Here is a 23,006-nt window from a genome sequence, read left to right as displayed (position 1 = left end):
GGGCATGGCCGGGGAACTCCATCCTCCCGTCGAGCCGTACGAACAGGGCATGCTCGACGTCGGCGACGGCAACCTCGTCCACTGGGAGACCTGTGGCAACCCGGCGGGCAAGCCCGCCCTCGTGCTGCACGGCGGGCCGGGGTCGGGGGCGGGACCGTTCTGGCGCCGGCTGTTCGACCCGCGGACGTACCGGATCGTGCTGTTCGACCAGCGCGGCTGCGGGCTCAGCACCCCTGACGCCGCCGACCCGGCGACCTCGCTCGCCGTCAACACCACGCCCCACCTCATCGCCGACGTCGAGCGCCTGCGCCGGCACCTCGGCATCGACACGTGGCTCGTCCTCGGCGGTTCCTGGGGCGTGACCCTGGCCCTGGCCTACGCCCAGCGGCACCCCGGGGCCGTCTCCGAGATGGTGCTGTTCAGCGTCACGAACACCACTCGCCGCGAAGTGGAGTGGGTGACACGGGACATGGGGCGGATCTTCCCCGCCGAATGGGCCCGGTTCCGGGACGCCGTGCCCGAGGCCGAGCGCGACGGCAGCCTGGTGGACGCCTACGCCCGGATGCTCGCCGACCCCGATCCGGCCGTACGGGAACGGGCCGCGCGGGAGTGGTGCCGGTGGGAGGACGTGCACGTCTCCACCCACCCGGGGCACCGCCCCGACCCCCGCTTCGAGGACCCGCGCTTCCGGATGCGCTTCGCCCGCCTCGTCACGCACTACTGGCGGCACGCCGCCTTCCTGGACGACGGGGTACTGCTGCGCGACGCGGGGAGGCTCGCCGGCATCCCGGGCGTGCTGATCCACGGCCGGCTGGACATCAGCGGGCCCGTCGACGTCGCCTGGCGGCTGGCGCAGGAGTGGCCGGACGCCGAACTGGTCCTGATCGGCGACGAGGGACACGGCCTGTCCGGCGGTGGCACGACCCGCGCCGTGCTGGCCGCCACCGACCGCTTCGGCGGCCGGAGTTCGTCCCTCCGCGAGTGAACGACGCATCAACTACCGTCAGGTACCGGGCGGATAACGTGCAAGGAGTTGCCGGATACGGTCGCGCGCCCTCCCGGATTGGGCTAGACATGCGGCGGAAACACGTCGGCATCAGGACGTGCCCGCAGGCACGTCCGTCCGAGGGGGAACAGGAAGAGTGACCACACACGACCACATGACGGGCCGCTCCGGCACCGGGGGGCGCAGACGCGTCCCCCGCATCAGGATCGCCCTGGCCACCGCGGCCGCCTTCGTCGTCGCCGGGAGCGGGGTCCAGGCGACGGCCCAGCCCGACCCGGCACCGGCGCAGCCCGCCGTACCGAACCTGACCTGGTCCGACTGCCAGGGCGGCTTCGAGTGCGCGAACGCCGAAGTGCCGTTGGACTACCGTGATCCGCAGGGCAGGAAGCTCACCCTCGCGGTGATCCGCAAGAAGGCCCCCGACCAGGGCCTGAAGAAGGGCACCCTGTTCCTCCAGCCGGGAGGACCGGGCAACTCGGGCGTCGACTTCGTCCGCAACAACTACGCCGACCTGCCCGCCCGGTTGAAGGACTCCTTCGACGTCTTCGGGTACGACGTACGGGGCGTCGCCCGCAGTTCGCAGGTGGAGTGCTGGGACGACGCGACGTACACCGCCGCCGTCCGGGCCGCCAAGGGCGTGCCGGGGCCGGGCGCCTACGAGGAGGCCGTGCGCCAGGGCGCCGCGTTCGACCGGGCCTGCCAGGACAGGGCGGGCGAGCTGCGGCCCTACATCGGGACCGGGTACGTCGCCCGCGACGTCGACCTGCTGCGCCAGGCCCTGGGCGAGGAGCAACTCACTTACTACGGCCGCTCGTTCGGGAGCTACATCGGCACCGTCTACGCGGCCATGTACCCCGAGCGGGTCCGCGCCCTGGTGCTCGACGGCGCCTACGACCCGCGCCGCTACGCGCACCGGCCCTACGCCTACGACCGCCCCCAGTACCTGGCCCTGGACGGCGCGATGAGCCGCTTCCTCGACTGGTGCCGGACGGACCAGGCCACCTGCGGCTTCGGCGACGGCGACCCGCGGGCCGCGTTCGAGAAGCTCAAGGCGGACCTCGACGCGAACCCCGTGCCGACCGCGAACGGCGGCCAGGCCAACGGCTACACCCTCGTCTACCGCCTGCTGTTCAACATCAACGAGGGCAAGGTCATCTGGCCCTCCCTCGGTGCGGCCCTGCGCAAGGCCCAGCAGCGGGACAACACGTCCTTCCTGCTGCGGCCCCCGTCCCCGGCCAGCTACGACTTCCTCAACCCGAACATCGCGGTCGAGTGCGTCGACAAGGACTACCCGAGCAGCCCCGGCCGGCTGAAGCGGCAGGTCACCCGCAACGCCGAGGCGGCACCGCTGCTCGGTCCGGCCCTCGCCTACGGCCCGCCGCTCTACGACCACCAGCACGCCACCACGTGCGCCCAGTGGACCGGCGACAAGCCCAGCCGCTACGCCGGGCCGTTCCGGGCCGAGGGCTCCGCGCCCATCCTGATCCTCGGCACCACCGGCGACCCGGACACCCCGTACCAGGACGCCGTGGCCCTGTCCCGGCAGCTCGACAACGGCCGGCTGCTGACGTTCCGGGCCGAGGGGCACACCGCGTTCGGGCGCAGCGCCTGCGCCACGGACGCCGTGACGGGATACCTCGTCGACGGCACGGTACCGGCGCGCGGTACGGCCTGCGCGGACGAGACCCAGCCGCCGGCCGCCACGCCGAAGAAGGCCCCCACGGGCACGACCCTCACCGAACTGCGCAACGGCGTGAACGAGAGGCACGACCTGCTCGGCACGACCCCGCGCTGAGCAAGCGGCACCAGCCCTCAGCCGCCCGTACCGGCTGACCAGGAAGCCCCGGACGCCCCGCCACCAGGCAGGACGCCCGGGGCTTTCGCTCCGTGGCCCTCCGGAGGCGTCACCCCCACGCCGCCCCTCCCCGACGACTTTGCCGTCTCTTTACAACCCGGCCCCCCGGTGCCTCGTCTCTGCGCACGATCCGTTCTCGACGAAGGAGTGCGATTCGATGCGCCGAACTGTTCTCAGCCTGCTGGCCCTCGCCGGCACCGCCGTCGTCATGGCCTCGGGGCCCGCGTTCGCCGACGGCGGGGCCGGTCCCTCGCCGGTGCCGGCCTCGGAGCGGCCCACCGGGGCGCCCGCCGAGAGTGCCGCGCCGACGGCCCGGGCCGAGTCGGCCCGCCCCACCCCGGCGCGCCCCGCCCCGGCGCGGCCGGCACCGACCCGTGCGCCCGCCGAGAGGCAGGTGCCCGTCGTGCCCAGCGGTGCGCCCGACACCGGTGTGACGGCGGCGGACACGGACCCGGCCGGCACCGGCACGGCGGTCGGCGCGGGTGCCGCGGCGGTGCTCGCCCTCGGCGGCGGCACGGTCCTCGTCGTACGGCGCCGCCGGGCGAGCGGGGCATGACCGCGTTCTCCAGGCGCGCGTTCACGACCGCTGCCGTGGCGTCGCTGCTCACGGCGTGCGGCGGACCGGGGACCGGTGGGTCGGGCACGGGGGCCGGGAGCGCGTCCGGGGGCGGGTCACGGTCCGGGGCCTCGCCGGTGCCCGCCGGGCGGCGGCGGGACCCGGCCCGGTCGGTGCCCATCCGGCTGCAGATCCCGGCGATCGGGGTCGACACCCCCGTCATCCGGCTGGGCCTCGCGGCGGACGGCACCGTGGAGGTGCCGCCGGTGACGGCCCACGACCGCGCGGGCTGGTACCGGCACTCCCCCACCCCCGGCAGCACCGGCCCGTCGGTGCTCCTGGGCCACGTCACCGTCGGCCCGTACGGCGACGGCGTCTTCCGGCACCTGGCCCGGCTGCGCCGGGGCGAGCGGATCGTGGCGCGCCTGGAGAACGGCACGGCGGCGGCGTTCGCCGTCACGGCGGTCCGGACCGTCCCCCAGCACGCGTTCCCGGCGGACGACGTCTACGGGAACGTGGACCGTCCCGAGCTGCGGCTGATCACGTGCGGCGGGGCGCGTACCGGTGACGGCTACGCCGACAACGTGATCGTGTTCGCGGCACTGAGCGGCACCGAGCCCCCCACCCCTGGAGAGCGTTGAAACGGTCCCGTGAGAAGGCGGCGTCCGACCTGTTCGCCGCCCTCTACCCGCGCCTGGCCGGCTGGTGCCGCCGTCTCGTCGACGACGACGAGACGGCCCACGAGATCGCCTCCGAGGCCTTCACCCGGCTGTGGGCCCGCTGGACGAAGGTGGACGAGCCCCGCGGCTTCCTCTACGTCACCGCCGCCAACCTCGTCCGCGACCACTGGCGCAAGCTGGAGCGCGAACGCCGCGCCATGCACCGCGTCACCTCGGAGGCCGCCGTACGTCCCCACCCGGAGCAGGCCGATCCGTCGGTGCGGATGCTGGTGCAGTCGCTTCCCGAACGCCTGCGCGTGCCGATCCTGCTGCACTACTACGCTGACATGCCGATCCGGGAGGTGGCCGTGCTGACCGGGCGCAAGGAAGGGACCGTCAAGGCCGATCTGCACGCGGCCCGCGAACTGCTCCGCGTCCATCTGAGGAGGAGCCTTGACCACACGGCTTGACGGCGATCGGGGCGACGAGGGGTGCCGTCCCGACGACCCCCTCGCGGTGCTGCTGCGGCCCTCCTCGCCCGACTACCTCACCGCGCCCGCCGGCCAGTTCGCCGCGGTCCGGCGCAGGGCGGTCCGCCGGCGTCTGCTGCGCACGGCGGCGGGTGCGGGGGTGTGCTGTGCGGTGGCCGCGCTGGTCGCCCTCCCGCTGCGCCTCCCGGCACCCGACGCCCCGGTGGCCCCGACGACCGTTCCCATGGCGCCGCCCGACCCGAGCACGGCGCCCTCGGCCCCGTCGGCGCCCCCCGCACCGGCCCCGTCCCGGGCACCCCGCGCCTCGAACGCCCCCGCCGAATCCCGTGGACCCACCGCCTCCGGTGTGCCGTCCCGCCCCGGCGCCCGCGACCGCGGCGAGCCCTCCACCCCGGCGGGCCCGTCCCGCACCCCCTCGGTCACCCCCACCCCGGCCCGTCCCGCCCCGCCGACGGCCCGCCCGACCACGGACGGGGAGCGGACACCGGGCCGGTGACGGGGCGCCGGGCCCTGCCGACCGGTGCGCGCGATCCTCACGACCGGTCACCCCGGTCACCTGGTCACCTGGTCACCTGGTCACCTGGTCACCTGGTCGTGCTCAGTCCGACCGCCCGTCCCTGGTCGTCCCACCGCACCTCGAGGACGTGGTCGACCGCCGCCCGGTCGAGCGGGCCGTAGACGTGCGGGAACAGGGTGCCGGCGGCGATCCCGGGCGGCGGGGCGGGCGCGGCGGCCTCCCGCTCCACCCGCGCGGTCAGCCGCGTCTCGTCCAGGGCGAGCACCAGCAGGGGCCGGGGCGCGTCCCGGTAGAAGGCGTTGACCACGGCCAGCGTCGCCGCCTCGTCCGGGGAGCAGTGCACGAAGCCCTCCTCGGCGAGGGAGGCGGGCGCGTACGGCCGGCCGGTGTCGGTGTGCCAGACGGCGTGCGGTACGACGTGATAGATCATGGCCCTGTTATAGCCCCGGTGGGTGTCAGTGCCCCAGGGCGGCGAGGGCCCTCCGCGTCGCCTCGGCGACCAGGGCGTCGGAGGGCTCGGCGTCGCGGCCGGGACGATCGGTCAGCACGGCCAGGACGAGCGGCTCGGCGCGCGGCGGGTGCAGGACAGCGACGTCGTTGGCACGACCCCAGTCGCCCGTGCCGGTCTTGTCGGCCGCCCTCCAGCCGGCGGGCAGACCGGCCCGGATGCGGCGGGCGCCGACCTCGGTGGCGTTGCGGGACAGCCAGTCCGTGAGCAGGGCGCGCTCACGGGCGGGCAGGGCGGTGCCGAGCAGGAGCCGCCGGAAGTCGGTGCCGATCGCCTGCGGGGTGGTGGTGTCGGCCGGGTCGCCCGGAGGGACGTCGTGCAGGTCCGGCTCGTAGTGGTCCATGCGGCTGGCCGTGTCGCCGAGGCGGCGCAGGTAGGCGGTGAGCGCGGCCGGGCCGCCGATCTCGCGCAGCAGCAGGTTGCCGGCCGTGCCGTCGCTGAAGCGGACGGCGGCGTCGCACAGTTGGCGGAGCGTCATGCCGGTGTCGACGTGCCGGCCGGTGACGGGCGTGGTGGAGCGCAGGTCGGCCCGGGTGTAGGTGATGCGCCGGTCCAGGCCGTGCAGGGTCCGGTGGTGCAGGACCGCCGCGGCGGCGAGGGCCTTGAAGGTCGAGCAGAACGCGAAGCGCTCACCGGCCCGGTGGACGGCGCTCTCGCCGGTGCCGGTCGCGAGGGCCCAGACCCCGACGCGCGCACCGTACCGGCGTTCCAGGTCCGCCAGTCGCAGCCGGCGTGCCGGGGAGCCGCTCGGCAAGGGGGAGCCGGGTGCCTTGCCGGTGGCCGTGGCGGGGCGGTCGGGCCGGGCCGGTGCCTGCTCGCCGCCACCGCCGCACCCGGCGAGCGGCAGCAGGGCCGCGGCGGCCAGGAAGACACGGCGGGAGGAGGGCGTGGGGTGGGCGGTCATAGGGGGATTCTCCTCACTCATTCCGAGTCGCCCGGTGCCGTGGCCAGCAGGCTGCGGACGATCGGGCCGGCCGATCCGCCGCCGGTGACACCCTCTTCCACGACGCACGCCACGGCCACGTTCCCGCGGTGGGCGACGAGCCAGCCGTTGTTGTCCTGGTCGTCGGAGACCTCGGCCGTGCCGGTCTTCGCGCCGACCTCGCCGGGCAGGCCGGACAGGATCTTCGCCGTGCCGCCGGTGACGGTGGCGCGCAGCATCTCCCGCAGATGGCCGACGACCTCCCGGGGCAGCGGTTCCGTCCTGGTCGTGTCCTCGGTGCCGGCGACGAGCGAGGGCTCGTGGAACCTGCCCGACACGGCCGTCGCCGTCACGGACGCCATGATCAGCGGGTTGGCCTGCACCCGGCCCTGGCCGATCATCGAGGCGGCCTTCTCGGTCTCGTCCTTCGGCACCGGCACCGACCCGTCGTACGTGGGCGCCCCGACGTGCCATTCCTGGCCGACGCCGAAGTAGGTGCGGGCGACGTCGCCGAGCTCCCCGTCGCCGAGCCGGTCGCGCAGGCTGATGAACGCGGTGTTGCACGACTCGGTGAAGTCCTTGCGGAACGTGGCGCCCGGGTGCTCGGAGAGCTCCACGTTCTGGAACTTCTTGCCCACCGTGAGGAACTTGGGGCAGTCGACCACGTCGTCCGGTGCGACCGCGTCCGTCAGCAGCAGGGCGCTGGTGGTGACGATCTTCCAGGTGGAGCCGGGTGCGTAGGTGCCGGACAGGGCGCGGTTGAAGCCGCCGGCGGGGGAGTTGGCCACGGCCAGGACTTCGCCGTCGTCGATGCGCAGGGCGACGAGCGCGGCGTTCCTGCCGCCGGCGTGGGAGGCGAGGGCCTTCTCGGCGGCGGACTGCCAGTCGGCGTCGAGGGTGGTGGGGACCGGGCCCTTGTCCGCCCGGACCGTCCTCGCGCCGAAGGTGGCCTCCGTGCGCCGTACCTTCCCGGTGGTCCGGTCGACCAGCCGGATCGCGCCGCGGGCACCGGTGCCCTCACCGCCGTCCCCGCCCAGCCGGGTCATCAGCGGGGCCAGTGACGGGAACGCGTCGGCGGACAGTTTCCGGCCCTGCCGGTCCGCGACCTCGGGGGGTTCGGAGTCCTCCCGTTCGAGCCGGAACTTCTCGGTGCCGCTCAGGCGCGGGTGGACCAGGGACAGCTTCCAGTCGACCTTCCAGACGCCGTCCTTGTGCTCGCGCAGCGGCAGTTCGGACCGGTAGGTCCAGGTGCCGAGGCCGGTGACCGGCATGCGGGCGGTGAAGGGGACGGTGACCGTGCCGTCCTCGGCCTCGGTCGCCGTCCCGGCCCTGAGCGCGGGTTCGTCGATGTCCAGGCCGCCGGTGAAGCTCTCCAGCACGCGCCGGGCGGTGTCCGGGCTGGTCGTGCGTTCCGCCGCGCTCGGCACGCGGCCGGCCGCCCAGTCGGCGAGGAACGCGCGCGCCTGCTCGCCCGCGGCCGGGTCGGGACCGGCGTCCCGAGCGAAGGGCCCGATGCCCGCGGCCCAGGCACCGCCCGCCGTCACGGCGAGCACCACCACCCCGGCGGTGACGGCACGCAGGGCCTTGCGCCGCGGCCGGGGGCCGCCGGGGGTGGGGACGCTGGAGGAGTGGTCGGCATGAGTGTCCATACGCAGACCCCAACAGCGGCCGGGGATCCTGTCCAAGACCCTTATCGATGTCGGATCAATATCCAATCGATATGATTGCTGTTCGTGGACCTGGTGCGGCACCTGGAGTGCTTTGTGGCTGTTGCAGAAGAGTCACACTTCGGCCGTGCCGCCGCCCGCCTGGGCATGGCCCAGCCGCCGCTCTCGCAGCGCATCCAGCGTCTGGAGCGGCATCTCGGCGTCCGGCTCTTCGAGCGCACCAGCCGCCAGGTCACCATCACCGAGGCCGGGGCGCTGCTGCTCGACGAGGCCCGGGAGGTCCTCGCCCGCTCCGAGGCACTGATGGCCACGGCCCGGCGGATCCGCGACGGCGAGACCGGTCTGCTGCGGGCCGCGCTGCCGCCCGACATCTCCGGCGAGACCGTCGCCGCGCTGCTGGCCCGCTTCGCCGCGGCCGCCTCCGGACTGGAACTGGAGCTGCACGAACTGCCCACCGCCCAGCAGCTTCAGCGGTTCGCCGCGCACGAGCTGGACGTCGGGCTGATCCACCATCCCTGCGACGTCGCTGGCCTGGAGCTGGGCCCGGTGCTCCGCCGCGAACTGGGCGTCCTGCTGCCCGCGGGCGCGCCCGCCGCCGCACTGCCCGAGGTGCCCCTGGCCTCCCTCACGGGCTACGACCTGATCCTCTTCCCTCGCGCCGGCGCCCCGGCCGTCTACGACGACCTGCTGACCACCTGCGCCCGCAACGGCTACACCCCGCCCGCCGTCCGGCACGCCCAGGGCGCGAGCTTCGTCCGCGGCCTGGTGCTGTCGGCTGAGGCGGTGGCCTTCAGCCCGCGCGACGCGCACGACACCGGCAACGCGTTCGCACCCGGGGCCGGCTCCGGACCGGGGATCTCCGGACCGGGGGGCGCTTCCGCACCGGGGTCCGGCTCCGCACCGGGGTCCGGCTCCGCACCGGGGTCCGGCTCCGCACCGGGGTCCGGCTCCGCACCGGGGTCCGGCTCCGGACCGGAGGCCGGCTTCGGGACCCCGGCGGGAGTGGCACCGCACGGCGCCGGCCGCGCCGGCCGCGGTGCGGAGGGTGCCGCCACCGCTGGCCCCGGCGTCGTGTGGCGGCCGCTCAGCGGTACGCCCCTGGCGCTGCGGCACTCCGTCGCCTGGCCCGGCGGGCGCGGCGACGCCGCCGTGGCCGCGTTCGCCGACGCCGCCACGCACGCGCTGCGCACCACCGCCGGGGCGCTGCCCGACCTGCCCTCCCGCCCCCTGCACCTGCGCCCGGCCTCGGAGTACTGGCTGTGACCGACGCCCTCGCCCGCATCAACGCGGCCTTCGCCGACGCCGGGGTCACCGGGTGGCTGCACGCCTGCGACATCGACTCCGGCGCCCAGCTCGACGCCGGGGCGGACCGGCCGGTGTGCACCGCCAGCGTCCACAAGCTGTGCCTGCTCGTGACGCTGTACGAGCAGGCCGCGGCCGGTGTGCTGGACCTCACCGAGCAGGTCGAATGCCCGCCGCAGGACCGCACGGCCGGGCCGACGGGGCTCGCCGCGATGCTCGACGGTGCCCGGCTGTCCCTGCGCGACCTGGCCTTCCTGATGATGTCCGTCAGCGACAACGCCGCCGCCGACCTGCTGCTGGGCCGCGTCGGCCTCGACGCCGTCAACCGCACCACGGCCCGCCTCGGCCTCACGCACACGTACGCCGTGCACACCTTCGGCGAGCTGTTCACCACCATCAAGGAGGACGCCGGCCCCGAGGGCGCTCGGGCCCTGGCCGACCCGCTCGTCGTCACGCGGCTGCGCGCCCTGGACCCCGCGCGCACCAACCGCAGCACCCCGCGCGACATGACGCGGCTGCTCGCGGCGGTGTGGCGCGACGAGGCGTTCCCGCCCGAGTACGGGGCGGCCGTCCGGCGCGTGCTGGGCCTGCAGGTGTGGCCGCACCGGCTCGCCTCGGGCTTCCCCTTCGACGACGTGCACGTCGCGGGCAAGACGGGAAGCCTGCCGACCGTGCGCAACGAGGTCGGCGTCGTCGAGTACCCCGACGGAGGCCGCTACGCCGTCGCCGTCTTCACGCGCACGGCCCGCACCTCCGCGCTGCTGCCCGCCGCCGACGCCGTCATCGGCACGGCGGCCCGCCTCGCCGTGGACGCCCTGCGCGCCCCGTGAGCGGGCCGCCGCACCCGGCCTGCCGGGGGGTCAGAGCTGGAACTCCGCCGGGGACACCCCCAGTGCCGCGCAGGCCTCGCGCAGGACCGACGCCTCGGCCTGGGAGAAGTGGCCGTCCGCACCGGCGACGACCATGCCGGTCTGGATCACGGCCCTGGCCTCGGTGGGCTTCTTCGCGGCCTTGGCGATTTCCTGCATCGCCTCGGCCTTGCCGTGCTGGAAGTTCATGGTCAGCTGGTCCACGTGCTTGTTGAAGCGCTGCCGCAGCTGCTCCGGCGGGAAGTTCTGCAGCACCTCGTTGCTGAGGATCATCGACTCGACCTGCTGCCGCTCCGACGGGTCGACCTGCCCGTCCGCCGCCGCGACGAGGGCGCACATCGCCATGCTCGCGTCCCGGTACGCCCCGCTCTTCAGCTCGCTCTTCAGCGAGCCGAGCTGCGACTTGAACAGGCCGATCAGCTGCGCCTTGCCGCCACCCCCGGACCGCGCCCCGCCACCGTGCCCGCCGGGCGCCGCACCACGCCCGGCCTGTCCCTGCTGGAGGGCCTTCGCCTGGTCCTTGAGCCGGTCCCACACTGCCATTGCCGCCACCTCGGTCTTCGTCAGCATCACCTGGCGCACCCGCTCAGCGCGCGCACTCCTCCAACGCCCTGCCCCCGGGTAAAGGTTCCGCAAACCCACCGATGGGCCCGAACGGCGGCGGCCCGCTCCCGGTGAAGGGGAGCGGGCCGCCGCCGGACGGCGGGAAGGCCGGGACGGGCTCCCGAGCGGCACACGCGGGGACGCGACGGCCCGCCCCGGACTTCCTCTGGCCGCAATCTGCCACCCGCGAGGCCGCCGCGCCTCCCGGGACGACCCGAACGGGGTCCTCCAACGGTCTGGGACATTCCGGACGCTTTATCGCATTCCGTCGGCGATAATCGGAACATGAATACGGCAACGTATGACTCGCTGGCGGCGTCGTCGGATCACGCGGTCGCCGTGACCATCGCCTTCGTCGCCGGCCTGATCGTGGCCTGCGCGCTGATCTGGGCCGTGCGGGTCGGGATGCGGGTGATGGACAAGGACACCCGCCACCCCACCCCCGAGGAACAGCCGCACCTTCCCGACACCGGGCCGGTCCGCGAGGCGCGGGAGATGCGGGAGCCCGACGACGTGCCGGTCGTCACGCGCGACGGGCAGCGGCTCATGCCGCACGAGCTGCACCGCGCGAGCACCAGGACCGGCAAGGACCAGCAACCCCGGCGCTGGTCCCCCGGATCCAGCGGATCGTTCGGCGGCGGCGGCCTCGGACGTACGTGATGCCGTGAGAACGGGAGGCAGCAGGGCCTCCCGGCAGCGCCCCCGCACCCCAGGGAGGACGGACATGGCTGCCCGCCACCGGACGCGCCGGGCGACGGGAGGGGCGGTGCTGGCCCTCGGCCTGGCCGCCGCCGCGCTCACCGGCTGCAGCGGCGACAGCCCCGCGGACACCGCCCGCGAGGCCGAGTCGGCGGTCGGCTCGATCGCCTCGCAGGCCACCGAGGCGGTGGAGTCGGCGACGGCGGAGGCCGGACGCCGGCTCGACGACATCCAGGGCGGGGTCGACGCCAAGGGCGACGTGAAGGTCGCGGCCCCGTCCGTCACCCCCGGCGGCCGCGCCCGCGCCGAGGTCACGGTCACCAACTCGGACGGCACCGCCCGCTCCTTCGCCGTGCAGGTCAACTTCACCGACGGCGGGGGCCGCGTGAGCGACACGGTCATCGTGACGGTGGACCACGTCCAGCCCGGCGAGTCCGCGACGGCCACGGCCCGCAGCACCCACGACCTGTCCGGCGAGGTCGGCACGGCGGTCGCCCGCGCGGTGCGCTACTGACACGCGCGGTCCGCGGCCCGGCCACGACGCGGCCGCACCCGGCCACCGCGCGATCCCCTCCAGCCCCTCAGGGGCGGAGGGGATCGCGCGACACGCCGCCACGGCACCGCGGCCAAGGGCCCGGCCGGCACCGCAACCGGCCTCACCGCAGAACCCGGCCGAACCCACGCGCTCAGCGGCCCAGCCACACCACCGTGTCCGGCCCCAGCCGCCCCTCCTCCAGCGGCCCGCTGCTCAGCAGCACCTCACCGGCCGGCAGCGGCACCGCCGCCCCGGACAGGTTCGCCACACACCGCCACCCCTCGCAGCGGTCGAACTGCAGCACTCCCTCCGGGGCGTCCGGGGCCCACGTCAGCTCCTCCCCCTCCAGCAGCTTGCGCCGCAGCTTCAGCGCCGTCCGGTACAGCTCCAGCGTCGACCCCTCGGCCCCGTCCTGCGCCTCGACGGCGAGCTCCCCGAAGACGGCCGGCTGCGGCAGCCACGCCCCGGCCGGCCCGAAGCCGTACGACGGCCCGGTCGTCGTCCAGGGCAGCGGCACCCGGCACCCGTCCCGCCCCTTGCGGACATGACCCGTCTGCTCCCAGATCGGGTCCTGGAGCACCTCGGTGGGCAGGTCGGCGACCTCGGGCAGTCCCAGCTCCTCGCCCTGGTAGAGGTACGCCGAGCCGGGCAGTGCCAGCATCAGCAGCGTGGCCGCCCGGGCCCGGCGCAGCCCGGCCGCCCGGTCGACGGCCGGCGCGTGCCCGCCGGACAGCAGCCAGGCGTTGAGGTCGGTGTCCGGCGGCAGCATCAGGCGCGAGGCGTGCCGCACGACGTCGTGGTTGGACAGCACCCACGTGGCCGAGGCCCCGGCCGCCCGGGCGGTGTCGAGCGAGTCGGTGATGACCCGCCTCAGTTCCCCGGCGTCCCAGTTCGCCTGCAGGTACTCGAAGTTGAACGCCTGGCCCAGTTCGTCGGGGCGGGCGTACAGCGCACGGCGTGCTCCCGGCACCCACGCCTCGGCCACGGCCATCCGGGGCGGCCGGTAGGAGTCGAAGATCTTGCGCCAGTCGCGGTAGATCTCGTGCACCTCGTCGCGGTCGTAGAAGGGGTGCGTGCCGGGCGGCAGCGCGGTGAGGGCCTCCTCGCGGCTCAGCTCGGGGCGGCCGAGGTCGCGCAGCGGTTCCCCGAGGTCCTTGACGAGGGCGTGGGCGACGTCGATGCGGAAACCGTCGACCCCGCGGTCGGACCAGAAGCGCAGGGTGGTGCGGCAGTCGGCGCGGACCTCGGGGTTGTCCCAGTTGAGGTCGGGCTGTTCGGGGGCGAACAGGTGCAGGTACCACTGCCCGTCGGGCACCCGTTTCCAGGCGCTGCCGCCGAAGACGGACTGCCAGTCGGTGGGCGGCAGCTCGCCGCGCTCGCCGCGGCCGTCGCGGAAGACGTACCGGTCGCGGGCCGCCGACCCGGGCCCGGCCTGCAGGGCCTCCTGGAACCACACGTGCTGGTGGGAGGAGTGGTTGGGGACGATGTCGACGATCACCTTCAGGCCGAGCCGGTGCGCCTCGGCCACCAGCGCGTCGAAGTCGTCCAGGCTCCCCAGGCGCGGGTCGACGTCCCGCGGGTCGGCGACGTCGTAGCCGCCGTCGGCGAGCTCGGACGGGTAGAACGGGCTCAGCCACAGGGCGTCCACGCCCAGGGCGGCGAGGTGACCGAGGCGTTGGGTGACGCCGCGCAGGTCGCCGAGGCCGTCGCCGTCGGCGTCGGCGAAGCTGCGGGGATAGATCTGGTAGACGACGGCCTGCCGCCACCAGTAGGGGTCGCGGGACGACAGGTCGGGGGCGGAGCGATCGGTCACGCGGTCTCCTTGGCCGGGCATACGGGCGACAGCATTAAATCTGTCCAGAATGCCGGAAAAAGGAACCACCGTGTCGGCGAAAGGACGCGCGTCACCGCTCGATCGTCCGCAGGTACAGCTTCACGTAGCGGTCCACGTCCACGTCCAGCCCCACGTCGACCAGGGCCTGTTCGCGGATGCCCTCGTGCAGTTCGGACTCGCCGGGGCGGGGGCGGCGGTCCACGACCGTCATGCCGCGGGTCGGACCGGGCGCGAGGGAGACCTCCACCGGGAGGCGGTGCGTGGTCAGGCCCTCCGGGTCGGCCACCGCGCACACCGCGCCCGCATCGCCGAGGCCGCCGGCCGTCTCGGACGGGTCGTCGGGGCGGCTGCCGGGATGTGCCGGGCGGTGGGCGAGCAGGTCGCCGGCCAGCCGCGCGCCCGGTTCACCGCTCGCGCGCAGGCGACGTACGTCCGCCGCCGGGACGACGACCCGGGTGAACACGTCGAGCCCGTACATCGTGATCGGTACCCCGGCGGTGAGCAGGATCGCGGCGGCCTCCGGGTCGTGCCAGACGTTGAACTCGGCGACGGGTGTGGCGTTGCCGGTCGCCGCCGCGCCGCCCATGAAGACGATCCGCTCGATGTTGCGCACCACGTGGGGGTGGGTGCGCAGCAGCAGCGCGATGTTGGTGAGGGGCGCGGTGGGCACGAGGGTGACCGGCCGGGGGGAGGCGAGGATCTCGCGCCGCAGCAGGGTGACGGCGTCGACGTCGGCGGGCCTGCGGGTCGGGGCCGGCAGGCCCAGGTCGCCCATGCCGTCGTGCCCGTGCACGTGCCGGGCCGAGCGGGGCGCCTCGATGAGCGGCCGTTCGGCGCCGCGGGCGACGGGGACGTCTGCGGCGCCCGCCCGTTCCAGCACGGTCAGGGTGTTGCGGACCACCCCGTCGACGTCCGTGTTCCCGGCCACGCAGGTGACCGCCCGCAGGTCGAGCGCCGGATGCCGTACGGCGAACAGCAGGGCGAGGGCGTCGTCGACGCCGGTGTCGCAGTCGATGATCACCGGGATGCGCTGACCGTCCGTCACGGCGGGGCTCCTTCCACTGGTACCGCACGAGGCTCCACCGGCGACCCTACGGCCGTCCGGGGCGCGCCTCACCCGCGGCCCACACGCCGGTCCCTCGGCCTCCGGGGCGCCGGTCACCGCGTGGTACCGCACCAGCCGGGCCGCGCGGACGCGGGCGGCGAGGGCGCCCCGGTCCGGTCCGGCGACGTCGGTGCGCAGGCCGAGACCCGGGTGGGGCCGCCGCGCGCGGCTCCCGCGCCGTCCCTCACCCGGACGGACCGTCACGCTGGTGAACGCGCGGGCGCGGTGGTGCCGTGAGAGCACCGAGGATCCCGGCCGAGCCCGGCCCACCCGTCAGGAGGCACCCGATGACCCGTTCTGCGGCCGCCGCCCGTGCCCTCCTGCTCGCCGCGCTGTCCCTGACCGTCCTGCCCGCCGCGGCCGGCTGCTCCCTCCAGGAGGAGCCGCGGCCCAGGTGGTTCACCGTCTCGCCCTCGGCGACCAGCGCCTCACCGGCCGGGAAGCAGCCCGTCGCCCCGGGCGGCGACCCCACCGAGGCGCTGGTCCGGGCGGCGCTGATCACCGAGGCCGACCTGGGGGAGCCGTGGGTGCCGACACGGGGCGCACGGACGTGGCGGGACGGGCTGCTCAAGGGCACCACCGAGGACCCGGAGTGCCGGCGGCTGCTGGACGTCCTCTACACCGAGGAGCTGTTCGGCGCTCCCCGGGGACCGCGTGCGCAGTCGGCGCTGGACGACGACCAGACCGACGCCCAGCTGCGCTACCAGGTCGCCGTCCACCGCCCGGCGGACGCCGATCGCGCCCTCGGCTGGCTGGGGTCGCTGCCGGACCGGTGCGGCCGGTTCACGGCGACGGCCCCCCGCGGCGGCGTCCAGGAGGTGCAGGTCTCCGAGCTGCCGCTGCCGTCGGCCGGGGACGCCCGCCGGGCCCTGCGGGTGACACTGGCCGGTGAGACGGAGGACGGCGAACCGACCCACCTCACCTTCGACATCGCGGGCGTCCGGGTCGGCGAGCAGGCCGTCACCGTCACCAACGCCGGCCTCGGCGAGGTGTACGAGGAGGTCACACGGCACGCCGTGCAGACCGGAGCGCAGCGGCTGGCGGACCTGGGGAGGTCGGGGCGGGCACAGATCTGAGCGGCGGCGAACCGACACCGGGCCGCGCGTCCGTCCAGCCGTGTCCACCCCGCCCGGGCCGTCCCGGCGATCGTCAGTCCCGGTCGAAGCGTTTGCGGTGGGTGATCACGTCGCGGGCCGCGTCGAGGGCCGTCAGGCCGCGTGCGAAGGCGTCCGCCCGCAGCCGGGCGAGCGCCTCGTCGGCCGACACCCCCAGCTGCGCCATGATCATGCCGACGGCCTGGTAGACCGCGTCGTGGTCCGCGCCGAGCCCGCTCAGCCAGGCCTCGCCGCCGGGGACCTCGGGCTCGTCTCCGCGGGGCAGCGACATCAGGGCCACGGTCATGACCCCGGCCACGATCCGGGCGACGTGCAGCTGCCGCTCGGACAGAGTGCCGGGCCGGTCGCGGTACAGGTCGAGCGTGCCGACGCACACCGACTCGTTGCCGAGCGGCACCGCGTACACCGCGCGCACCCCGGCCGCCGTGGCCTGCTGGGCGAAGACCGGCCAGCGTCCGGCGTCCGGGCCGGTGGTCAGGTCGCAGGCGAGCACGGGTGCCCCGTCCTCCAGCGCGCTCTGGCACGGGCCGTCGCCCAGCGTGGCCTGGATGTGGGCCATGTGGGCGGCCTCGGCGCTGCTGGCACTGAGCTGGACCGGCATGCCGTCGCTGCGCAGCGAGACGCTGGCGCCGGTCACCGGCAGCAGCTCCACGGCCACCCGGCACAACCGCCCCGGCACCTCGACGGGGTCCGCGCCGCGCACGCCCCGGGCGATCGCGTCGACCGCCCGCAGCCCGTCCACGTCCAGGTCGCCGCCCGCGCCATGGCCCGGTTCGCCGTCGGGGGCGCCTCGGGGGTCGTCCCTGGGCCGCACGGGCCACCGCCTCCTTCGATCACCGCGGCACACACCGTCGACGGTCACGGGCGGGCCGCCCCGGCGCCGGGCCGCTGTGCGCGGCCCACCGGAGCGGCCGGTGCGCCACCGCCGCCGCCCGGCCGGTGCGTTCATCCCGCGATCCCGGCCCGACTACCCGGTGCCGGTGGGGCAAAACCCTCCGCGTGTGCCACAGCGAAGGACCGGCCGCCGCACCTCCCGCACAGCCGCCCCGGCTCCCTCACAGCGGGGGCTGGGCGGGCGCGGGCCCGAGGGTGGTGGTGCCGGGGGCCGTACGGTGGCCCAGTCCCGTCCGGTACGCGTCCAGGGCCGCCTCCACCCGCCCGGTGCGCCGCAGCAGGTCCCCGAGGAGCCGGCACAGGTCGGCCAGGTCGCCGGCCGCGCCCGCCCGCTCCAGCAGGCTGAGGGCGCGCACGTAGTGCTCCTCGGCGTCCTCGGTGCGGCGGGCGTCCTCGGCGATGATGCCGAGCAGCCGGTGCGCGGCGGCGGAGTGGACGGCGCCGCGCTCGGACGTCAGGTGCCCCAGTACGTCGTGCAGCAGGGCCTCCGCCTCGGCCGACCTGCCGCGCCGGTGCAGCACGTCGGCCAGTTCCACGGCGACCTGACTGCTGTAGAGGGCGGCGCGGCGGGCCGACAGCATGCCGAGGGCCTCCCGCAGCTCCTCCTCCGCCCGCTGAAGCCGGCCGTCCTGGGCGTAGACGTAGCCGCGCATCCAGTGGCAGTTGGCGAGCTCCGTGCGGATCTGCAGGCCCCGGTACAGCTCGGCGGCCTTGGCCAGGGAGGCGTCGGCCTCCGCGAGACGGCCCTCGGCGACCAGGGTGCGGGCCACCGACCGGTGCATCCGGGCGACCAGGGCCGGGTCGCCGGACTGCGGGGCGAGCGCCAGCGCCAGTTCGGCGGCCTGGGCGGCCCGGGCGTGCGCGCCCATGTCCATGTACGGGCCGATGGCGCTCGCGTAGAGCAGCAGCAGGGCGTCCGGGTCGTGCAGGCCGCCGCGGTTCAGCTCGTCCAGGGCCGTCTCCAGCAGGTAGACGGCGTAGCGCAGTTCACCGGCGAGGTAGTGGGCGACGGCCCGGCCGCGCAGGGCCGGTACGCGGGCGGGCAGCGGGGCGCCGGCCAGGCACGCCTCGGCCCGTTCGAAGTACTCCCGGCCGGTCACCAGCTCGCCCGTCTCCAGGGCGCACTCGCCGAGCCCGAGCAGCGCGGCGGACTGCTCGGCGGCCAGGCCGTGCGTCTCGGCCTCGGCCAGCAGCCCGGTGTACAGCTCCGCCGCCGCCTCGGCCTCGCCCAGCGCGAGGGTCCGCTGCGCCTCGGTCAGCCGCAGCCGCAGTTCGGTCACGAGCCGGGCGGAGTGGCCGGTGGCCAGCTCGTCGAAGGCGACACCGAGCCGGCCGGCGAGATGCCGCAGGGCGTCGTCGGAGGGCCGGACCCGGCCGGACTCCAGGGTGGAGATGTACGCGGGCGTGTACACGGGCTCCGCCAGCTGCCGCTGGGTCAGTCCGCGCTCCACACGCAACCGCTGCACCCGGCGACCGATGGTCCCCGGGTCGTCACGCTCCCCCACGCCAACTCCCCTTGTGCCTCTTGCCGTTCGGCCGGAACAGCCCCTAGGTTAAACGGAGTGTTAAGCAGAATTGCCGAACCTGCTTAATACGTCGCCGTCGCAGGAGCCGCCCCAGTTGCGAGGTCGCCGTGCTCGAACGCACACGCACCGCCGAGCGGTACGCCCGAGGCTTCACCGCCGCGCTCGTCGCCGTGGCCACGCTGCTGCTGGCCGCGAACACGGGCCCGGCGAGGGCGGGGGAGCACCGCCCCGAGCCGTCACTGCACAGCGACGTGACCGACGAAGGCGGCGCAGGCCTCCGCTGACGGGCCGAGGATCCCGGCGCGGGGGTCCTTCCTCGATGCGAGTGACCGCGCGGCTGGGCACAGGTGGCGGGAACGGGATGAGTCAGTCCGGCAGGACCCCGCGCAGGGCCTCGTCGAGCCGGCGGCCGATCTCCGCGTCGGAGGGGCGGTCCTTCGTCCGGTCGTACAGGGGGTCCAGGCCGGTGATGAGGGTCTGGGTCACCGCCCCGTACAGGGGGGTGCGGGGACGGTGGACGGCTTCCTGGAGCGCCGGCCGCAGGACGTGGCGGAAGTAGCCGCCCCCGGCCGGGAACAGGTCGGGCACCGCGCGCTCGGCGCTCGCGCCGGTGGGGGAGGCCGGCGACGTCTCCGCGTAGGCGGCGACGTGCCGGCACTCCGGCGCGGACCCGGCGTCCCGGTAGGCGGAGGTGCGGGTCGCGGCGAACCCGGCGCGCAGCAGGCAGCGTTCGCTGTCGGGGTCGGTGAGGAACGCGATGAGTTCGGCGGCCTTCTCGGCCCGCCGCTGCGACGCGGAGGAGGCGACGGCGAGGTTCTGTCCGCCGAGCACCGCCTTGCCGGGCAGCTGCGTCACGCCGAGGTCGTCGCCGAACGTCTCGCGCAGGGCCGGGTAGACGTAGGGCCAGTGCCGCAGGAAGAACGCGCGGCCCTCGGTGAAGGCGCTGAGGGACTCGGCCTCACGGGACTCGGCGGCCTCCTCCAGCGTGTAGGGCTGCGCGGTCCGCTGGCGGAGTTCGGTCACGCCGGCCGTCAGCCGGGCCGCGTCGGCGGCGTAGCGGCCCCGGTCGTCGGTGAGCGCGAAGTCCGGCACGGCCGAGGCGAACGCCTCGATCGCGTTGACGGTGCGGCCCTCGTAGGGGGCGAGCTGGGTGGTCCAGCCGTCCTCGAAGTCCTCCGGGCCGGGGTCCGCGGGTTGGGTGTTGATCCACTCCCGTACCTCGTCCCAGGTGACGCCGGCGCTCAGGTCGGTCCGCGAGGCGCCGATCTCCCGCAGCCGGTCCTTGCGGTAGTAGAGCAGCCCGACGTCGCTGTTGAAGGGCACCGCGTACCGCTTGCCGTCCCAGTGGGCCGTGCTGTCGACGGACGGGATGATGTCGCCGGGCGCCTTGACGGCCGTGCCGGTCAGCGGACGGATCACCCCGGCGGCGGCGAACTCGGGGATCCACGTCACGTCCAGGTTCACCACGTCGTACTCGGCGCTGCCCGACTGCAGCGCGCCGAGCAGCTGGCTGCGCTGCTGGTCGGCGGAGCCGGGGAGTTCGACGAGCCGGGCCCGGTAGCCGTGCTCGCCCTGGCGGGCGTTCCACACGTCGATGAGCTGCTGGCGGATGCCGTTCTTGCCGGTGACGTCCTGCCCGCTGGCCACCACGATCCGGGGCGGGTCGCTCTCCGGCGGCTGTTCCCCCGCGCCCCCGCCGGTGCAGGAGGCGAGCGCGGCCAGCGACAGCAGGGACAGTGCGGCGGCCGTCAGGCGGCGGGCCATCATTCCTCCCCCGATCCGATGCGGGACACCTCGTCGTGCAGCACGGCCACGAGGTCGTCGCCGGTGTCCAGGCAGCTTCCCCGGGCGGCGTCGGCGATCCTGCGCGCGGGGCGGTCCCGGTCGCAGCCCCAGCTGTTCAGGGACGCCATCACCACCGGGACGCCCGCCGTGCCGGCCTGCCTCTCGACCTCGGCGAGGGCCTTGCCGGTCAGCCGGTTGTCGTCCTCGCCGTCGCTGAGGTACACGACGAGCTGCGGACGATCGTCGCCACCGCCCCGCTCGCGCATGAACTCCAGGGCGTCCTTCAGGGCCGCGGCCGGGTCGGCCTCGGCGTCCCGCCAGCGCGCGCCGTCGAGTTCGTCCTCGGCCTCGGTGCGGGCGTGCGGGCCGAAACCCAGCAGTGGGGTGTGGGTGGTCCTGCCCGTGCCGTGCACCGCCCACACGCCGTACTCGTCCTCGCCACCGAGCCCCGGCAGCGTCTGCCTCAGGATGCCGGGACCGCCGCTGGTGCCCTTCCAGACGCGGGCCATCGAGCCGGAGCTGTCGAGGAGGTACAGGACCCGGCCGGGCCCGTGGGCGTCGCGGTACCGCTCCAGTGTCCGGTCCATCGCCGTCGCCGCCACGGACCTCAGGCGGCGGACCGACGCGGTGAACCCGTCGGGAACGCGCCCCGGGTCGAGCAGGGCGTGGGCGCCGGAGGGCGAGCGGAAGCCCTGCTCGCCGAGCTCGGCCCGGCCCTCCGGGCCGGTCAGCCAGGTCCGGAAGCGGTGCACCGCGTCGTCCCGCGCGTCCGCGTCCCGGTCGCCGTCCTCCCAGCGCACCCGCACGAACGTCGGTTCCAGCGGGGCCACGTCGGCGGGGTAGGCGGCGGTGCGCGCGACGCGGGTGGCCGAGTCGCAGCCGGTGCCGCTCTTCAGCAGGAACTCCGGCACGAGGGCCGCACCGCGGTTGTCCACGGCGTCGGCGTCCGGCAGCGTGCACAGCAGCCGCACGGCCGACGGCTCGGGCCGCCCGGTGCGCGTGAGCAGTCGCTCGGCGTCCCGTGCGGGGGAGTCCTCGCCGTACAGGCCGACCGTCGCCAGCAGGGCCGCATCGGTGAAGTCCGGGTCGGGGCGGTGCACTTCGGCGGCCGGGTCGGCCTTCTCCAGGGCGTCGACCAGTCCGGTCAGCGACTGCCCGGTCCGCTCGACGCCCGCGCCGAGTCCGTCCGGCACCGCCAGCACGACCGGTGAGTGCGCGAACGGCTCGGTGTCCGGCTGCAGTTCGGCGAAGACACGGTCCTGGCGCGCGGCGGAGACGACGGCCCGCTGGGCGGTGGCGCGGGTGGCGGGGATCCACACGTCCGGCTGCGGGCCGATGTCCCGCTGCGGGTTGACGTCGTCGCGCGGCTTCTGCCAGGCGTCGGTCCGCTCCCCGAGCGCGGTCACCACGTCGGCGGCGGCAGCGCTGTAGACCGTGATGCCGCTGCGCCGGCACCCGTCACCGGTGCGGTTGGCGCCGGAGGCGAGGAAGCCGTCGCGGGCGGTGTTGATCGCCGGTTCCAGGTCCGGGTCGACGAGCACCCGCAACTCCAGTGCCGGAGCGCAGGGTTCGGTGACGCCGATCAGGGAGTACAGGCCGTAGCCGCCGGCGCCGGTGGCGGCCAGGGCCAGCAGCAGGGTGAGCGCGGTGGGGCCCAGGCGGCCGGCGAGGGCCCGGGCGGCCCTGGCGAGCCGGGACTCGCGCGAAGGACCGTCGCGCCCGGGGTCCGGGCCCGGAACGGGCCGCGGAGGAGCACCGGGGTGGGGCGTGTCCGGCGCGGGGGCCGTGGGGGCCGGTCCGGCCGCCAGGAGCACGTCGGCGTCCGGGTTCCAGGGCGGGGCCAGGGCCTGAGGCTTCTGCAGGTCGTCGTCCTCCGCCCGGTGACCCGCCGCGGCCATCCGCCGCTTCAGCGCCGGGTAGAGCGTGGACAGCCACACCTCGCCGCCCTCGTGGAGGACGCGCGCCACCTCGTGGGTGAACGGCGTCGGCCCGTCGGCGTCGCCGCCCAGGATGTACCGGTTGGGCTGCACGCTCATCAGCAGCAGGACCCGTTCCTTGCGCTCCTGCGGCGCCTCGAAACGGTGCCAGATCGCGGCGGCGTTACCCGCGTAGCAGCAGTCCAGGATCACCAGCACCCTCTCGGGGCGGCTCTCCGGTGCGCACAGTTCGCCGAGCACGCCGGCGAAGCTCACCGCACCGGGCAGTTCCTCGCCCGCGACCATCCGCGCGGTGCGCATCTGCAGGTGCAGCTTGTGCACGGAGGTGTCGGTGACGACGGCGTGCCCGGCGAAGTAGAGCAGCAGCACGCCGTCGGTCTCGCGGACGGCACGGCGCAGTTCGCCGGTGAAGTCGTCCGGCGCCGGGGACGCCAGCACCCGTATCTCGCCGGCGCGGAAGACACCGCCCCGGTGCAGGGCGTCCTCCAGCACCTTGCGGTTGTGCCGCACGGCGGGCAGCTGACCGCTGACCCCCTGGGGGTCGGGTGCCGTGTGGTCGTACTCGGACACGCCGACCAGCAGCGCCCGGTTCGCTCTGCCGCGCGGGTCGAAGCGGCTCAC

At 75.2% G+C, this 23,006-nt stretch carries 22 protein-coding genes; 12 read left to right on the top strand and 10 right to left on the bottom strand.

The window, feature by feature from the left end; translation table 11 throughout:
• Nucleotides 1-4 precede the first annotated feature (4 nt).
• The 6 genes from pip (at nucleotide 5) to Q5694_RS09225 (ending at nucleotide 5,063) form a co-directional block, all read left to right on the top strand.
• A complete protein-coding gene (gene pip, locus Q5694_RS09250) occupies nucleotides 5-985 on the top strand; it encodes a prolyl aminopeptidase (RefSeq protein ID WP_333932033.1) in 981 nt (326 codons plus the stop codon).
• 175 nt (nucleotides 986-1,160) lie between these two features.
• Nucleotides 1,161-2,801: an alpha/beta hydrolase gene (locus tag Q5694_RS09245; RefSeq protein ID WP_333932318.1), complete on the top strand. Its 1,641-nt coding sequence runs from the start codon at nucleotides 1,161-1,163 to the stop codon at nucleotides 2,799-2,801.
• A gap of 217 nt (nucleotides 2,802-3,018) precedes the next feature.
• Nucleotides 3,019-3,417 (top strand): sortase-dependent protein, encoded by a 399-nt coding sequence (locus Q5694_RS09240; protein ID WP_333932032.1) that lies wholly within the window; start codon nucleotides 3,019-3,021, stop codon nucleotides 3,415-3,417.
• On the top strand, nucleotides 3,414-4,058 hold the full coding sequence (locus Q5694_RS09235) for a class F sortase (protein WP_333932031.1): 645 nt from the start codon (nucleotides 3,414-3,416) through the stop codon (nucleotides 4,056-4,058). The genes Q5694_RS09240 and Q5694_RS09235 overlap by 4 nt, the downstream gene beginning before the upstream one ends.
• The gene (locus tag Q5694_RS09230; protein ID WP_333932030.1) at nucleotides 4,055-4,546 is read left to right on the top strand and encodes an RNA polymerase sigma factor; all 492 of its coding nucleotides are present in this window, start codon (nucleotides 4,055-4,057) and stop codon (nucleotides 4,544-4,546) included. Before Q5694_RS09235 ends, Q5694_RS09230 begins: the two co-directional genes overlap by 4 nt.
• Nucleotides 4,530-5,063: a hypothetical protein gene (locus Q5694_RS09225; protein WP_333932029.1), complete on the top strand. Its 534-nt coding sequence runs from the start codon at nucleotides 4,530-4,532 to the stop codon at nucleotides 5,061-5,063. Before Q5694_RS09230 ends, Q5694_RS09225 begins: the two co-directional genes overlap by 17 nt.
• 88 nt (nucleotides 5,064-5,151) lie before the next feature.
• Here the strand turns inward: Q5694_RS09225 and Q5694_RS09220 are convergent, their stop codons facing one another.
• Genes Q5694_RS09220 through Q5694_RS09210 form a run of 3 tightly spaced genes read right to left on the bottom strand, consistent with a single transcriptional unit; the run spans nucleotide 5,152 to nucleotide 8,163 of the window.
• Nucleotides 5,152-5,514 (bottom strand): DUF952 domain-containing protein, encoded by a 363-nt coding sequence (locus tag Q5694_RS09220; protein ID WP_333932028.1) that lies wholly within the window; start codon nucleotides 5,512-5,514, stop codon nucleotides 5,152-5,154.
• Between the two features lie 25 nt (nucleotides 5,515-5,539).
• Nucleotides 5,540-6,496, bottom strand: coding sequence for a class A beta-lactamase (bla, locus tag Q5694_RS09215; protein ID WP_333932027.1), 957 nt, complete (start codon nucleotides 6,494-6,496; stop codon nucleotides 5,540-5,542).
• A 17-nt stretch (nucleotides 6,497-6,513) separates the two neighbouring features.
• On the bottom strand, nucleotides 6,514-8,163 hold the full coding sequence (locus Q5694_RS09210; protein WP_333932026.1) for a penicillin-binding transpeptidase domain-containing protein: 1,650 nt from the start codon (nucleotides 8,161-8,163) through the stop codon (nucleotides 6,514-6,516).
• Nucleotides 8,164-8,277: 114 nt separating this feature from the next.
• Here Q5694_RS09210 and Q5694_RS09205 point away from each other — a divergent pair, with 114 nt between their 5' ends.
• Both Q5694_RS09205 and Q5694_RS09200 read left to right on the top strand, forming a co-directional pair.
• Nucleotides 8,278-9,444 (top strand): LysR family transcriptional regulator, encoded by a 1,167-nt coding sequence (locus Q5694_RS09205; RefSeq protein ID WP_333932025.1) that lies wholly within the window; start codon nucleotides 8,278-8,280, stop codon nucleotides 9,442-9,444.
• Complete coding sequence (locus Q5694_RS09200) at nucleotides 9,441-10,313, top strand: serine hydrolase (RefSeq protein ID WP_333932024.1); 873 nt, start codon at nucleotides 9,441-9,443, stop codon at nucleotides 10,311-10,313. The genes Q5694_RS09205 and Q5694_RS09200 overlap by 4 nt, the downstream gene beginning before the upstream one ends.
• 30 nt (nucleotides 10,314-10,343) lie before the next feature.
• On the opposite strand, the gene Q5694_RS09195 is transcribed toward Q5694_RS09200, so the two are convergent.
• On the bottom strand, nucleotides 10,344-10,895 hold the full coding sequence (locus tag Q5694_RS09195) for a tellurite resistance TerB family protein (RefSeq protein WP_333932023.1): 552 nt from the start codon (nucleotides 10,893-10,895) through the stop codon (nucleotides 10,344-10,346).
• Nucleotides 10,896-11,240: 345 nt separating this feature from the next.
• On the opposite strand from Q5694_RS09195, the gene Q5694_RS09190 reads away from it, so the two are divergent.
• On the top strand, nucleotides 11,241-11,615 hold the full coding sequence (locus Q5694_RS09190) for a DUF6479 family protein (RefSeq protein ID WP_333932022.1): 375 nt from the start codon (nucleotides 11,241-11,243) through the stop codon (nucleotides 11,613-11,615).
• 64 nt (nucleotides 11,616-11,679) lie between these two features.
• Nucleotides 11,680-12,168 carry a hypothetical protein gene (locus tag Q5694_RS09185; RefSeq protein ID WP_333932021.1) on the top strand — a complete coding sequence of 163 codons (489 nt, stop codon included), beginning with the start codon at nucleotides 11,680-11,682 and terminating at the stop codon, nucleotides 12,166-12,168.
• 172 nt (nucleotides 12,169-12,340) lie between these two features.
• On the opposite strand, the gene Q5694_RS09180 is transcribed toward Q5694_RS09185, so the two are convergent.
• Together Q5694_RS09180 and Q5694_RS09175 are read right to left on the bottom strand one after the other, a co-directional pair.
• Nucleotides 12,341-14,023, bottom strand: a complete 1,683-nt coding sequence (locus tag Q5694_RS09180) for a glycoside hydrolase family 13 protein (protein WP_333932020.1) — start codon at nucleotides 14,021-14,023, stop codon at nucleotides 12,341-12,343.
• Between the two features lie 70 nt (nucleotides 14,024-14,093).
• Entirely contained in the window at nucleotides 14,094-15,068 is a 975-nt protein-coding gene (locus Q5694_RS09175; RefSeq protein WP_333932018.1) for a nucleoside hydrolase, read from the bottom strand.
• Nucleotides 15,069-15,415: 347 nt separating this feature from the next.
• Between Q5694_RS09175 and Q5694_RS09170 the strand changes: the two genes are divergently transcribed.
• Nucleotides 15,416-16,204, top strand: a complete 789-nt coding sequence (locus Q5694_RS09170; protein WP_333932017.1) for a hypothetical protein — start codon at nucleotides 15,416-15,418, stop codon at nucleotides 16,202-16,204.
• A gap of 73 nt (nucleotides 16,205-16,277) precedes the next feature.
• On the opposite strand, the gene Q5694_RS09165 is transcribed toward Q5694_RS09170, so the two are convergent.
• The gene (locus Q5694_RS09165; protein WP_333932016.1) at nucleotides 16,278-17,057 is read right to left on the bottom strand and encodes a GAF and ANTAR domain-containing protein; all 780 of its coding nucleotides are present in this window, start codon (nucleotides 17,055-17,057) and stop codon (nucleotides 16,278-16,280) included.
• 241 nt (nucleotides 17,058-17,298) lie between these two features.
• The gene (locus Q5694_RS09160; RefSeq protein ID WP_333932015.1) at nucleotides 17,299-18,642 is read right to left on the bottom strand and encodes a helix-turn-helix domain-containing protein; all 1,344 of its coding nucleotides are present in this window, start codon (nucleotides 18,640-18,642) and stop codon (nucleotides 17,299-17,301) included.
• A 128-nt stretch (nucleotides 18,643-18,770) separates the two neighbouring features.
• Between Q5694_RS09160 and Q5694_RS09155 the strand changes: the two genes are divergently transcribed.
• A complete protein-coding gene (locus tag Q5694_RS09155; protein WP_333932014.1) occupies nucleotides 18,771-18,947 on the top strand; it encodes a hypothetical protein in 177 nt (58 codons plus the stop codon).
• Nucleotides 18,948-19,029: 82 nt separating this feature from the next.
• Here Q5694_RS09155 and Q5694_RS09150 read toward each other — a convergent pair whose 3' ends face one another.
• Nucleotides 19,030-20,427: an extracellular solute-binding protein gene (locus Q5694_RS09150; RefSeq protein WP_333932013.1), complete on the bottom strand. Its 1,398-nt coding sequence runs from the start codon at nucleotides 20,425-20,427 to the stop codon at nucleotides 19,030-19,032.
• The gene (locus Q5694_RS09145; protein ID WP_333932012.1) at nucleotides 20,427-23,006 is read right to left on the bottom strand and encodes a vWA domain-containing protein; all 2,580 of its coding nucleotides are present in this window, start codon (nucleotides 23,004-23,006) and stop codon (nucleotides 20,427-20,429) included. Before Q5694_RS09145 ends, Q5694_RS09150 begins: the two co-directional genes overlap by 1 nt.

It is taken from the genome of Streptomyces sp. AHA2, assembly GCF_036857595.1.
Classification (GTDB): Bacteria; Actinomycetota; Actinomycetes; order Streptomycetales; family Streptomycetaceae; genus Streptomyces.
The sequence above is the reverse complement of the archived record's forward strand: the minus strand, read 5'-3'. Positions and strand labels throughout refer to the sequence as shown.

Coding starts and splice junctions, on each gene's coding strand:
- Q5694_RS09170 (WP_333932017.1), top strand. CDS start 15,416: ATGACCCGTTCTGCGGCCGCCGCCCGTGCCCTCCTGCTCGCCGCGCTG.
- Q5694_RS09180 (WP_333932020.1), bottom strand. CDS start 14,023: ATGCCCGGCCAAGGAGACCGCGTGACCGATCGCTCCGCCCCCGACCTG.
- Q5694_RS09220 (WP_333932028.1), bottom strand. CDS start 5,514: ATGATCTATCACGTCGTACCGCACGCCGTCTGGCACACCGACACCGGC.
- Q5694_RS09150 (WP_333932013.1), bottom strand. CDS start 20,427: ATGGCCCGCCGCCTGACGGCCGCCGCACTGTCCCTGCTGTCGCTGGCC.
- Q5694_RS09185 (WP_333932021.1), top strand. CDS start 11,680: ATGGCTGCCCGCCACCGGACGCGCCGGGCGACGGGAGGGGCGGTGCTG.
- pip (WP_333932033.1), top strand. CDS start 5: ATGGCCGGGGAACTCCATCCTCCCGTCGAGCCGTACGAACAGGGCATG.
- bla (WP_333932027.1), bottom strand. CDS start 6,496: ATGACCGCCCACCCCACGCCCTCCTCCCGCCGTGTCTTCCTGGCCGCC.
- Q5694_RS09190 (WP_333932022.1), top strand. CDS start 11,241: ATGAATACGGCAACGTATGACTCGCTGGCGGCGTCGTCGGATCACGCG.
- Q5694_RS09195 (WP_333932023.1), bottom strand. CDS start 10,895: ATGGCAGTGTGGGACCGGCTCAAGGACCAGGCGAAGGCCCTCCAGCAG.
- Q5694_RS09240 (WP_333932032.1), top strand. CDS start 3,019: ATGCGCCGAACTGTTCTCAGCCTGCTGGCCCTCGCCGGCACCGCCGTC.
- Q5694_RS09235 (WP_333932031.1), top strand. CDS start 3,414: ATGACCGCGTTCTCCAGGCGCGCGTTCACGACCGCTGCCGTGGCGTCG.
- Q5694_RS09210 (WP_333932026.1), bottom strand. CDS start 8,163: ATGGACACTCATGCCGACCACTCCTCCAGCGTCCCCACCCCCGGCGGC.
- Q5694_RS09245 (WP_333932318.1), top strand. CDS start 1,161: ATGACGGGCCGCTCCGGCACCGGGGGGCGCAGACGCGTCCCCCGCATC.